This window comes from Thermobifida fusca YX, from assembly GCF_000012405.1.
Taxonomy (GTDB): Bacteria; Actinomycetota; Actinomycetes; order Streptosporangiales; family Streptosporangiaceae; genus Thermobifida; species Thermobifida fusca.
The window spans coordinates 298,614-311,225 of sequence record NC_007333.1 but is presented as its reverse complement, the minus strand read 5'-3'; the positions used below and the strand labels follow the sequence as shown (position 1 = coordinate 311,225).

The window sequence follows — 12,612 nt, the reverse complement described above, 5'->3', positions numbered from 1 at the left end:
TTGACATGTCTGCTTTTGATGCAACTATTTTCATCGGGAGCACCGCGTGTTCCCACACTCTCTGTACGGAGGACGCCACAGCCCGGCCACCCCTCCGCTAGAACGCAGCTCTGGGGGAACCAAGTGACAGTGCGGTCAGGTAGTGGACTCGCGGCGAACGACTTTCAACAGGCGGCAAAAGACCACCTGTGGATGCACTTCACCGAGCTCGCGGCATACCAGGACACCGACGTCCCGGTCATCACGCGAGGTGAAGGGCCCTACGTCTACGACACTAACGGCAAACGGTACCTGGACGGTCTCGCCGGCCTGTTCGTCTCTCAAGTCGGCCACGGCCGCACCGAGATCGCCGAGGCGATCGCGGAACAGTCCCGGAAACTGGCCTACTTCCCGATCTGGACTTACGCCCACCCGACCGCCATCGAGCTGGCTGACCGCCTCGCCGACCTGGCGCCGGGAGACCTCAACCGGGTCTTTTTCACCACCAGCGGTTCCGAAGCCGTGGAGTCGGCCTGGAAGCTGGCCCGCCAGTACTTCAAACTCATCGGCCAGCCCACCCGGCACAAGGTGATCAGCCGCCGTATCGCCTACCACGGCACGACCATGGGCGCCCTGTCGATCACCGGCCTCCAAGCGATCAAAACCCCGTTCGAGCCGCTGGTGCCGAGCACGATCCAGGTGCCCAACACCAACATCTACCGGGCCCCGGTCCACGGCGACGACCCCGAAGCGTTCGGCCGCTGGGCTGCTGACCAGGTGGAAGAAGCCATCCTGCAGAACGACCCGGAGAGCATCGCAGCGGTCTACGTCGAGCCGGTGCAGAACTCGGGCGGCTGCTTCCCGCCACCTCCCGGCTACTTCCAGCGGCTCCGTGAGATCTGCGACCGCTACGGTGTCCTTCTCGTCTCTGACGAGGTCATCTGCGCGTTCGGCCGGGTCGGCGCGTACTTCGGCGCCCAGCGGTTCGACTACCTGCCGGACATCATCACCTTCGCCAAGGGTGTGACCTCGGGTTATGTGCCGATGGGCGGTCTTATCGCCCGGGAGCACCTGGTGGAACCGTTCCGGGAGGCGGGCAACACCTTCCTGCACGGCAGCACCTTCGCTGGCCACCCGGTGGCGGCCGCGGCCGCCCTGGCCAACCTGGACATCTTCGAACGCGAAGGCCTCATCGACCACGTGCAGGCCAACGCGCCGGCGTTCCGTGCGACCCTGGAGAAGCTGCTCGACCTGCCGATCGTGGGCGACGTGCGCGGCGAGGGCTACTTCTACGGGATCGAACTGGTCAAGGACAAGGAGACCAAGGAGACCTTCACCGACGAGGAAGCGCACCGCCTCCTCAAGGGCTTCCTCTCCCCCGCACTGTTCGACGCCGGCCTGGTGTGCCGCGCCGATGACCGCGGAGAGCCCGTCGTCCAGCTCTCCCCGCCCCTGATCTGCGGCCCCGAGCACTTCGCTGAGATGGAGAGCATCCTGCGCGAGGTCCTCACTGAGGCCTGGCAGCGGATCTGACCCTGGTCTTTCCCACCCTCGTCTTTCCGGGACCGGAAGGTGCGACAGCCTTTCCGGTCCCTTGCTGTTGCAGCCTGTCTACTGCTTCACGGTCCCGGTGCACACCGCCGGAGAAAGCACCCCACCAGCCCTGACGTACAGGAAACAGGAGACCACTCTCAGTTCATCAGCCATCGTTGTCACGATCATCTGCCGGTCAAAACTGGGTTGGCAGGGCCAATTGTTGACCAAGCGTACCGCGTGGCGAGTTTCAGGATTCCCCCCGACGGATTGTTGTTTGGGTTGCGCACCCGAAGCCCTGGGTGCGGAATCGGCAGCGCTCACTCCTGGGGGGAAGGTTGAGTCTTCTGGTGAGGGGAATTGCGGCGTCCGGACTCTCGGCTGCCTTGACTTTCTCCGCGATATCGTTCCTGGCCTGGCACACTGCTGACCGTTCCGTAACCGAGCCCGAGGCTGATTCGGCGACGGTGCTGGTCCACGATGCTTCGGACATCTCCGTCTGGGAATGCTTCTCTCCCGGCTCCGGGGCGGCAGGCTGCTCCGAGCGGGAACACCACAACCTTCCTGCTGGTGTGACCCTCCCCCCGAATGCCGCAGATCCGCGGGATCTCGCTGCTTCGTGGCCGACGGAATGGCCGCCTCCCGCGGCGACCCGGCTGGGAGGGGAAGCCTTGAACTCAACCTCTGGGCAGCACCACCACTCCCACAAGCCCACGCACCACCACCCGACTCATCTGCCCACGCATTCGCCTACCCATCGGCCGCCCCGGCCTACGCATCACCACCCGACGCACCACCCAACCCACTCACACCATCCGACGCACCACCCAACTCACCACCCGACCCACTCGCACAAGCCGACACACCACCCAACTCACCATCCGACGCACTCGCACAAGCCGACACACCACCCAACTCACCATCCGACGCACTCGCACAAGCCGACACACCATCCGACCCATTCGCACAAGCCGACGCATAAGCCCACCCACCACCCCACGCACTCGCCCACGCACTCGCCCACGCACTCGCACTCGCCGTCACCGTCGGTGGCACCGACGGCGCCTTCGACTCCCGGCGGCGGAACCCTGCCGGTGACGGGCAGCGAGACCTCGGCGTTCACTGTGATCGCTGCGGCTGCAGCGTTCCTCGGTGCCGTGCTCATCGCGATGACCCGACGCCGCCGTCCAGCCAGGCACCGGCTGAAGTAACCGCATGACTGTGGCCGTGCCACGGCACGGAGCGCCGTCAGCCGTGGCACGGCCACACCAGCAACCGAAGAGGTCCTACTCTCCGGTCCAGACGGGCTTGCGCTTCTCCGCGAACGCCGCCGCCCCTTCTGCCGCGTCCCGGCTGGTGAAGACCGGGCCGGTGAGCTCATCCTGGCGCTGCCACCGCTCCGCAGCAGACCAGTCTGCGGACTCGACGATGACCTGCTTGGAGACCGCGACGGCCAGCGGCGCGTTCTCCGCGATCCGCGCGGCGAGCTCCCGAGCCCCGTCCAGCGCCTTCCCACTGGGGGTGATCCGGTTGACCAGCCCCAGTTCAGCGGCCCGCGGCGCATCCACGAAGTCGCCGGTCAGCGCGAACTCCATGGCGATATTGCGGGGGATGCGCTGCGGCAGGCGCAGCAGCCCGCCCGCGGCGGCCACCAGGCCCCGTTTGACCTCGGGGATGCCGAACTTCGCGTCTTCGGCGGCGACCACGAGGTCGCAGGCGAGCACCGCTTCAAACCCTCCGGCCAGCGCATAGCCTTCCACCGCCGCGATCAGCGGTTTACGCGGCGGACGCTGGGCGAAACCGCCGAACCCGCGCCCCTCGATGATCGGGACCTCCCCGGCGAGGAAGGCTTTGAGGTCCATTCCCGCGCAGAAGGTGCCGCCTGCCCCGGTGAGGATCCCGACCGTGAGGTCCTTGCGGGAGTCGAGGTCGTCCAAAGCCGCAGCGATCTGCTCGGCCACCGCGCGGTTCACCGCGTTCTTCGCCTGGGGCCGGTTGATGGTGATGACGGCGACCCCGTCTGCCGCTTCGTAGAGAACTTCGTCGGCCATGCTTCCTTCCCCTACTTCGGCTGCATGCGCAGACCGCCATCGATCCGCACCACTTCAGCGTTGATGTAGCTGATCTCCAGCAGTGCCCGGACCAGCTGGGCGAACTCCGCCGGGGTACCCAGGCGCTTGGGGAAAGGCACCGGAGCAGCAAGCCGCTGCTTGAACTCCTCGGCTTCCGGCCCCTGGCCGTAGATCGGCGTATCAAGGATGCCGGGGGCGATCGTGTTGACGCGCACCCCGACCGCGGCCAGGTCGCGGGCGGCGGGAACCGTCATCCCGATGATTCCGCCCTTGGACGAGGAGTAGGCGATCTGGCCGATCTGCCCCTCGATCCCGGCCACGGAGGCGGTGTTGACGATCGCGCCGCGCTCACCGTCGTCGTTGATCGGCTCGGTTTTCGCCATCGCTGCTGCGGCTAGCCGCACCACGTTGAAGGTGCCGATCAGGTTGACGTCGATGATCTTGCGGAAGGAGGCGAGGTCATGCGGTGTACCGTCCCGGGCCACCGTGCGGGCCGCCCACGCGATGCCCGCACAAGACACCGCTGCTCGAAGCGGTTTCCCGGTGTCCACGGCGGCCTGGACCGCCGCCTGCACCTGGTCCTCGTCGGCGACGTCGGTGCGGACGAAGACACCGCCGACTTCCTTTGCCAGGGCCTCACCGCGTTCCGTGTTGACGTCCGCGATGACGACGGTCGCTCCAGCCGCCGTCAACTCCCGGACCGTTGCTTCTCCCAGACCGCTTGCGCCGCCGGATACGAGGGCGGCAACTCCGTTCAGTTCCATGGGGCGCACTCTATTAAGCAGCCCACCAAAAAACTAGAACGACGTTCGGTGTGGTGGGGAATTTCCCATCCCCCTACAGTGCTACTTCCGACATCCTGCACTCGCCCAGCCCGGGAAGTCCGCGACGGAACCGACCCCCATCGTGGAGGTTTTCACCACCAATATGGATGTCCGCACAGAAGTGTCGCCCCTACACTTTCCTATTCACCCACCAGGGCGTTGGACCGGGCATGCCTCCCCGTCCGATCGACCCCCGGGTACTCCGTGCCGTCCCGGCACCCCTCTCCCCTGGTTGCGAGCGCGTCCGTCCGGGCGAAGGAGGCATCTGTGAGCGAGTGGTTCGCCGTCCACATCGTGGCCACTGGCCGCTTGCCGCTCTTCAGCTTCTTTGTCGCATTCGTCGCCGGTTTCCTGATGATCCGCTGCAGTGTGCGGATGATCCGTGCCCGAGTGCGGTGGTGGCCCGGAAACCTCACCCCGTTCGGACTCCACATCCACCACGTGGTCTTCGGAGTAGCGTTCATGCTGATCGGCGGGGTCGCCGGGCTGCTCATCACCGACCGCGACGGCGCAGCCATGGCGACCGCCGCTGCCCTGTTCGGTTTCGGCGCCGCCCTCGTCCTCGACGAGTTCGCGCTGATCCTGCATCTGCGGGACGTGTACTGGACCGAACAGGGGCGCACCTCGGTCGACGCGGTGTTCGTCGCCATCGCCCTCAGCGGCCTGCTCCTGACCGGGCTGCGCCCCGTGGGCTGGGGGCTGTGGGGGATCACCGTGGACACCACCATCACCCAGATCGGGATGGTCGCGCTCATCCTCATCAACTTCGCGGGCGCCGCGGTGAGCCTGCTCAAAGGCAAGATCTGGAGCGGCATCATCGGGATCTTCATCCCCGTGATCAGCATCATCACCGCGATCCGCCTCGCCGTGCCCGGCTCCCCGTGGGCGCGGTGGCGCTACCCGGAAGGATCCGCCAAACTCGCCGCCGCGATCCGCCGCGACCAGCGACTGCGCCGCCCGTTCATCCGCGCCAAAATCTGGTTCCAGGAACTCATCGCCGGGCGCCACGACCTCATCCTGGAACCTTCCCCCGCGTTCCACCAGCAGCTCCCGACTGTTTCGGAGCGGTCAACCCCACCGGTCCGCCACGTCGACTAGTGTCACCGCGTGGTCTTCACGCGAACAACTGGACGCCGCACACGCGGACTCGTCATCGGCATCGACATCGGAGGTACGAAAGTCGCGGGAGGTGTCGTCACCCCCGCCGGACACGTACTGGACCGGATACGCACAGAAACCCCAGACCGCAGCAAAAGCCCCAAAATCGTCGAAGACACCATCGTCGACGTCGTCGAACAGTTACGCCGCGACCATCGCATCCAGGCAGTCGGCATCGGCGCCGCCGGATTCGTCGACGCACGGCGCTCCACTGTCCTCTTCGCCCCTCACCTGTCCTGGCGCGATGAACCGTTGCGGGAAGCGCTCCAGGACCGGCTCGGGCTTCCCGTCATCGTGGAGAACGACGCCAACGCCGCAGCATGGGCCGAAACCCGCTTCGGCGCTGGACGCGGCGTCCGCGATGCCGTCGTGGTGAACCTCGGCACCGGCATCGGCGGAGCCATCATCATCGACGGCGCACTGCGGCGCGGCCGCTACGGGCTGGCTGGAGAGTTCGGCCACATGGTTGTCGTGCCCGACGGGCACCGCTGCGAATGCGGCAACCGGGGCTGCTGGGAACAGTACGCCAGCGGCAACGCGCTGACCCGGGAGGCCCGGGAACTCGCCGCGGCGCATTCGCCCATGGCTTCCCGCCTGCTCGACGCGGCAGGCGGCGACCCCGCCCAGATCACTGGGCCGCTGGTCACCGCCCTCGCCCGTGAAGGCGACCGCGCCTGCATCGAACTCTTGGAAGACCTCGGCGCCTGGCTCGGCGCCGGACTAGCAAACCTCGCCGCGGCGTTCGACCCGGAACTGTTCATCATCGGCGGCGGGGTGTGCGAAGCCGACGAACTGCTGCTCGCTCCGGCGCGCGCCCACTTCCACCGCGCGCTCACCGGCCGCGGCCATCGGCCCGAAGCCCGGATCGTGCGGGCCGCTCTCGGCAACGACGCCGGGCTGATCGGCGCCGCTGACCTGGCCCGCAGCCTTCCCCTCCGCGGGCTCCGGCTGCCGGGAGGTGCGGCGCGGTCCCGGCTCTTCTTCCGCCCGCCGGGACCGCGACCGCGGCGGTCAGGGGTGCGGGGTGTCGACTAGCGCACCAGGCTCGCTGGGCGCTTCCTCCTCGTAAGGGAAGCGGGTGGCGCCCAGCGCGGGCTTCAAATCGAACAGCCACACCGCCTTCTCGTCGTACTTGGCGAAGAACGGGCGGTTGACCAGCTCGGGGTTCCGGGCCTGGATGAAGTGGAGCATGAACACCTTCTCACCGTTGATCTCGGTGATGCCGTCCACGCACACCTTGCCCGGGGTCGCCGACATCGACGGGCCCCGCACCGTCCGCGCCAGACCCGACACGCTGTTGTAGGCCTTGCGGAAAATCTCGTAGGCCTGGGCGAGCGGCACCGCGAAGTAGTCCTGCGGCCCGGTGTCGCGCTCCACGAACATGTAGTAGGGGATCATGCCGAGCCGCACCTGGGTGCGCCACATGGTCGCCCAGGTCTCCGAGGAGTCGTTGATCGTGCGGATCAGCGGCGCCTGGGTGCGGATGACCGCGCCGGTGTCACGGATCCGCCGCACCGCCTCCCGCACGATGTCCGGCTCCAGCTCCCGCGGGTGCGAGAAGTGCGCCATGAACGCCAGGTTCTTGCCGGAGTTCACGACCTGTTCGAACAGGCGGAGCGTGTCATCGGCGTCCGGGTCGGTGACAAACCGCTGCGGCCAGTAGGCCAGCGCCTTGGTGCCGATACGGATCGACTCCAGCGTCTCCACCTCGAGCAGCGGCTCGATGTAGCGGCGCAGCACCGCCTCGCCCATGATCATCGGGTCACCGCCGGTCAGCAGGACACCGGTGACCTCGGGGTGCTGCCGCAGGTAGGCCACCAGGCGGTCGATCTCGTCGGAGGCCATCTTCAGGTCGGGCTCTCCCACGAACTGCGCCCAGCGGAAGCAGTAAGTGCAGTAGGAGTGGCAGGTCTGTCCCTGCTTGGGGAAGAACAGCACAGTCTCCGGGTACTTGTGCTGCACGCCCGGCATGGGCTCGTCGTCCATCTTGGGTAGGTTGAGCTGCAGCTGCCCAGCCGGGTGGGGGTTGAGTCTGGCTCGCACCTCACTGGCGACCCGGTTGATCTCCTGGCGGGGCGCGTCCTTGCGCAGCAGGTCGGCAATGCGCGCCACATCCGCTTCGGGAAGCATGTCCGCCTGCGGGAAAGTCAGCCGGTAGATGGGGTCGTCGGGAGCAGCGTCCCAGTCGATGAGCTCGTCGATGACATACGAGTTGACCCGGAACGGCAGAACCGTGGCCACCGCGCGGATCGCGAGCCGCTCTTCTTCCCCGAATCCCGCACGGGCGGTCAATTCATCGAGGTGTTTCGACGTGTAGGCACGAAACCGGCGGCCAGCGGACGCCTGGGGTGCCATGTCGTGCGTCAAGCTCACGTCTCTCCTCTCGTATCACATGTCACTCGGTCAACGGTTGGCCAACCATAAGTGACATTGCGGTCGCACTGTGTGCGCACATCGGACTCGTTGTTGACCTTGTTGGCGCGGTCCGGGGGTGACAGGGGCTGCGTCGCCCCCGTTCACATGCGAAGTCCGATTCCGGCAGGCTTTCTACCCTATTCATCCCCTTGTGGGGCGAGAATTCCGGATACGGCATTATCCAGAAAACACAGCAATTTCCCAGCTTCCCGACTGGATGACGGTGCTCTGACACCCGGGTCCCCCCATAGTGCCCACTTGCCGACAAGGAGGAATACCCTGACGCCAGGGACGCATCGGTCTGGTCCGCTACCGCGTCCCCACCCGCACGAGGAGCCCCATGAGCAGTCCAGTCACCGCCCAGCGGCCTCCGGCCGCCCCGCCCCTGATCGCGGTCGACGCGATGGGCGGGGACCACGCGCCTCGCGAGATCGTCGCCGGAGCGGTACGCGCTGTGCGCGAGCACGGACTGCGCCTCGCCCTGGTGGGACGCTCCTCCGAGCTCGCCCCCCTCGTCGCAGCGGAACAAGCAGCCCGGGAACTACCCATCGTGCACGCCGAGGAAGCCTTGGCCATGCACGAGGGGGCGCTCGCCGCCTGGCGGCGGGCTCGCTCCAGTGTCGCGGTGGGCTGCAAACTGGTCCGGCAGGGCACCGCCGCTGCCCTCGTCTCCGCCGGTTCTACCGGCGGAGTGGTCTCCACCGCCACGGTCCGCCTGCGTACGCTCCCTGGCGTGCTCCGTCCCGCGCTTGCCCTTGTCCTCCCCACCACCCCCACACCGACGATCCTGCTCGACGCTGGCGCCAACGCCGACGCCAAGCCGGAAATGCTGGTGCAATTCGCCCATCTAGGAGCAGCCTACGCACGGGTCGGACACGGCATCGCCGAACCACGAGTAGGCATCCTCACTATCGGCTCTGAACCGGGCAAAGGCAACAAACTAGCCCGACGAGCGGCGGAACTGCTCTCCGCGAACGCCACGGAAGACCGCCTGGACTTCCGCGGCAACATCGAAGGCCACGACCTGCTCGCCGGCCTCGTGGACGTGGTCGTCACCGACGGCTTCACAGGCAATGTTGCCCTGAAATCGGTGGAAGGCGCGGTCCGTTTCGCGTTCGACGAAATCCGCGCGGCACTCACCTCCAGCCCGCTGGCCCGGTTCGGCACCCTGTTCCAGCGCCGTGCGCTCCGAGAACTGCGGACCCGGTTCGACTCCGAAACCTACGGCGGCGCAGTCCTGCTCGGCCTCAACGGCACCGTGGTCATCGCCCACGGCGCCAGCCGCGCCGAAGGCATCGCCCACGCCTGCCTGCTCGCCCACAACCTGGTGGTGGGCCGCATCACCGACCAGATCCGCCGCGGCATCGCAGGCGTGAGCCGCACCCCTTCCTGGCTGCACCGGCTCAGCGCCCCCGAAGAGTAACCCCCACCACGCGCGGTTCCCCTCCCCGTTGCGCAACCGGCATTCTTGTCAAGTGACCGACGTGACCGACGAACCTCCCCACCGTTCCCCTGCCGGCACGACAGCGGCAGTGCTCCTCACCGTGGCAGCCGTCATGGTCACCGGGGTAGTGACTTTGGCGACTGTCCGCTCCCACACCCCCTCCCCGCTGGAGCGCACCGACGCCGACGTGGTCGCCGACGCGCTGCCCCGCCTCGAGTTCGTCCGGGAAGCACTGCACGAGGGAGCGGGCACGGCGATGCAGGAGCTGTTCCCCGAGGGGTACTTCTTCACGCACGCGCTGTACGGGCTGACGTGGCTGTCCGTGGCCCAGCGCGACCCCGACCTGCAGGACCGAGCGTTACGGGAGGCCCGCTGGTCCCTCAAACGGCTCTACTCCCCCGAAGGCACGGGACCGTTCTCCTCGGTTGCAGTCCCCGCCTACGGTGTATTCCACGCGGGCTGGAGCGCCTGGCTGCGCGGACAGATCGTGGCTGTCGCGGGCGGACCAGAGCAGGCTCCCGAGGAGATGGCCGCGCTCGACGCCGCCGCTGAAGAGATCGCCGAAGCGTTCGAAGCCTCCCTCGCCCACGGCACCCCCTACCTCACCTCCTATCCCGGCCAAGCGTGGCCGGTGGACAACGTCGTCGCCATGGCGGCCCTGCGACTCCGCGACCACCTGGCAGGCGAGGACCGCTACGCCGCACTGTTCCGCCTGTGGATGACCGAGGTGCGCGCCCGGCTCGACCCTGCCACCGGGCTCATCCCGCACCGGGTCGACCCCGTGACCGGACACCCGGTCGAAGGGGCGCGCGGCACTTCCCAGACACTGCTGCTGCGGTTCCTGTTCGAAATCGACCCAGAGTGGGCGGCCGCCGACTACACCGTGTTCCGGGAGCTCTTCGCCTCCGAGCACGCGATGCTGCCGGGGGTGCGCGAATATCCGCGGGGCAACCGCTCCCCCGGGGACGTCGACTCCGGTCCGCTGATCTTCGGCCTGTCCGCTTCCGCGAGCACTGTTGCTCTCGCTGGAAGCATCCTCGCGCAGGACACCGCCACGGCCGACGCCCTCACCGGGTTCGCCGAGGCCACCGGCATGGCCGTGGAATGGCGGGGCAAACGCCGCTACCTCGGCGGGGTGCTCCCGGTCGGTGACGCGTTCCTCATGTGGGCACTGACCACGGTCCCGACCGTGCCGGACCGGATCCCGGCCGCTCCCACCACCACCGTCTCCCCGTGGTGGCGGGTGCCGTGGTATGCGCTGACCCTGCTCCCCATCGCAGCCCTGTGGTGGATCGTCCTCGTCCGCTGGCGCTCCCTTCGCCCGCCCCGTCCCGTACCGGAGCGAAGTGACCCGTGATGACCTGCTCTTTCCGCGAAGTGGTCTCGCCACTCACTAAGCTGAGGACATGGCCGATCCGCAAACAGTTCTCGCTCGGCGGGTGCAGTCCGCGCTCGGTGCCGCTTTCGGCCCCGAGTACCGCGACACTGACCCCGTCATCCGTCCCTCGCAGTTCGCCGACTTCCAGGCCAACGTCGCGCTGGCCCTGGCCAAGCGGCTGCGACGTTCCCCACGCGACGTCGCCACTGCGATCACGGAGCACCTGGACATCTCTGATGTCTGCAGCAAAGTCGAGATCAGCGGACCGGGGTTCATCAACCTGACGCTGCGCGACGACTGGATCGCCCACCAGGTCCACGATCTGCTCACAGACGAGCGGCTGGGCACGCCGGTGCAGGAGTCCCAGAACATCCCGATCGACTACTCCGCGCCGAACGTGGCCAAGGAGATGCACGTCGGACACTTGCGCACCACCGTGGTCGGCGACGCGCTCGCCCGCATCCTGGAGTTCCTCGGCCACCACGTCATCCGGCAGAACCACATCGGCGACTGGGGCACCCCCTTCGGCATGCTCATCGAGCACCTGCTGGAGGTCGGCGAGGACTCCGCTGAAGCCGCCCAGCTCAAGAGCGACCCCAACGCCTTCTACCAGGCCGCGCGCGCCAAGTTCGACAGCGATGAAGACTTCGCTGACCGGGCCCGGCGGCGCGTGGTCGCGTTGCAGAGCGGCGACGCCGAAACGCTGCGGCTCTGGCGCGACCTCATCGAGCTGTCCAAGATCTACTTCAACCGGATCTACCGCAAGCTCGACGTCACGCTCACCGACGCCCACCTTGCCGGGGAGAGCACCTACAACGACATGCTCGGACCGGTCTGCGACGAACTGGCCGAGAAGGGCCTGGCGGTCGTCAGCGACGGCGCGCTGTGCGTGTTCCTTGAAGGCTTCACCGGCCGTGAAGGCAAACCGGTGCCGCTGATCATCCGGAAGAGCGACGGCGGATACGGTTACGCCACCACCGACTTGGCCACCATCAAGTACCGGGTGGAGCAGCTCAAAGCCGACCGGATCATCTACGTCGTCGGCGCCCCGCAGTCCCTGCACCTGCGCATGGTGTACGAGACTGCGCGCCAGGCCGGATGGCTGGGCAACGCCGAGCCGATCCACGTGCAGATCGGAAACGTGCTCGGTTCCGACGGCAAGATCCTGCGTACGCGCAGCGGCGCCCCGGTTCGGCTGATGGCGCTGCTGGACGAGGCTGTGGAGCGCGCCTCCGCGGTAGTCGCCCAGACCCGTCCCGACCTGGACGAGGAGACCCGCGCCGCGATCGCCCGCGATGTCGGTATCGGTGCGGTCAAGTACGCCGACCTGTCGATCGCGCACGACACCGAGTACGTGTTCGACTTCGACCGCATGCTGGCGCTCAACGGCAACACGGGCCCCTACCTGCAGTACGCGGTCGCGCGCATCCGCTCAATCTTCCGCAAGGGCGGCATCGACCCGGCGCAGGTCACCGGTCCAATCCAGGTCACCGAGCCTGCGGAGCGTGCTCTCGCGCTCAAACTGCTGGACTTCGGGGCCACCGTGGTCCAGGTGGGCGACACTCTGGAACCGCACCGGCTGTGCACCTACCTGTTCGACCTGGCCCAGACGTTCACCGCGTTCTACGAGGCCTGCCCGGTGCTCAAAGCCGACCGGGACGAGGTGCGCAACTCGCGGCTGGCGTTGACCGCGGTCACCCTGCACACGCTGGTCAAGGGCTTGGACCTGCTCGGAGTGCGGGCTCCCGAGCAGATGTAGCCGTCTTCCGCTTCCCCGTGGGCCGTCCCGGTTTTTGGGGCGGCCCACGT

The 12,612-nt window shown here is 67.5% G+C and carries 10 protein-coding genes; 7 read left to right on the top strand and 3 right to left on the bottom strand.

Annotated features, from left to right (window positions below):
• Positions 1 to 123 precede the first annotated feature (123 nt).
• On the top strand, positions 124 to 1,512 hold the full coding sequence (locus tag TFU_RS01380) for an aspartate aminotransferase family protein (protein WP_011290725.1): 1,389 nt from the start codon (positions 124 to 126) through the stop codon (positions 1,510 to 1,512).
• Between the two features lie 302 nt (positions 1,513 to 1,814).
• Positions 1,815 to 2,723 carry an LPXTG cell wall anchor domain-containing protein gene (locus TFU_RS16260; RefSeq protein WP_011290724.1) on the top strand — a complete coding sequence of 303 codons (909 nt, stop codon included), beginning with the start codon at positions 1,815 to 1,817 and terminating at the stop codon, positions 2,721 to 2,723.
• 75 nt (positions 2,724 to 2,798) lie between these two features.
• Here the strand turns inward: TFU_RS16260 and TFU_RS01375 are convergent, their stop codons facing one another.
• A complete protein-coding gene (locus TFU_RS01375; RefSeq protein WP_011290723.1) occupies positions 2,799 to 3,563 on the bottom strand; it encodes a crotonase/enoyl-CoA hydratase family protein in 765 nt (254 codons plus the stop codon).
• Positions 3,564 to 3,574: 11 nt separating this feature from the next.
• The gene (locus TFU_RS01370) at positions 3,575 to 4,348 is read right to left on the bottom strand and encodes an SDR family oxidoreductase (RefSeq protein ID WP_011290722.1); all 774 of its coding nucleotides are present in this window, start codon (positions 4,346 to 4,348) and stop codon (positions 3,575 to 3,577) included.
• Between the two features lie 327 nt (positions 4,349 to 4,675).
• On the opposite strand from TFU_RS01370, the gene TFU_RS01365 reads away from it, so the two are divergent.
• Positions 4,676 to 5,506 carry a hypothetical protein gene (locus TFU_RS01365; RefSeq protein WP_011290721.1) on the top strand — a complete coding sequence of 277 codons (831 nt, stop codon included), beginning with the start codon at positions 4,676 to 4,678 and terminating at the stop codon, positions 5,504 to 5,506.
• 9 nt (positions 5,507 to 5,515) lie between these two features.
• Positions 5,516 to 6,601 carry an ROK family glucokinase gene (locus tag TFU_RS01360; protein WP_011290720.1) on the top strand — a complete coding sequence of 362 codons (1,086 nt, stop codon included), beginning with the start codon at positions 5,516 to 5,518 and terminating at the stop codon, positions 6,599 to 6,601.
• Here the strand turns inward: TFU_RS01360 and TFU_RS01355 are convergent.
• Complete coding sequence (locus tag TFU_RS01355; protein WP_016188095.1) at positions 6,578 to 7,921, bottom strand: KamA family radical SAM protein; 1,344 nt, start codon at positions 7,919 to 7,921, stop codon at positions 6,578 to 6,580. The two genes, TFU_RS01360 and TFU_RS01355, sit on opposite strands and share 24 nt — an antisense overlap.
• A 400-nt stretch (positions 7,922 to 8,321) precedes the next feature.
• On the opposite strand from TFU_RS01355, the gene plsX reads away from it, so the two are divergent.
• The 3 genes from plsX to argS all read left to right on the top strand — a co-directional run bounded on the left by plsX (position 8,322) and on the right by argS (position 12,562).
• Positions 8,322 to 9,404: a phosphate acyltransferase PlsX gene (plsX, locus tag TFU_RS01350; RefSeq protein WP_011290718.1), complete on the top strand. Its 1,083-nt coding sequence runs from the start codon at positions 8,322 to 8,324 to the stop codon at positions 9,402 to 9,404.
• Positions 9,405 to 9,465: 61 nt separating this feature from the next.
• Positions 9,466 to 10,782, top strand: a complete 1,317-nt coding sequence (locus TFU_RS01345) for a hypothetical protein (protein WP_011290717.1) — start codon at positions 9,466 to 9,468, stop codon at positions 10,780 to 10,782.
• Between the two features lie 49 nt (positions 10,783 to 10,831).
• Positions 10,832 to 12,562: an arginine--tRNA ligase gene (gene argS, locus TFU_RS01340; protein WP_011290716.1), complete on the top strand. Its 1,731-nt coding sequence runs from the start codon at positions 10,832 to 10,834 to the stop codon at positions 12,560 to 12,562.
• The last annotated feature ends 50 nt before the right edge of the window (positions 12,563 to 12,612 follow it).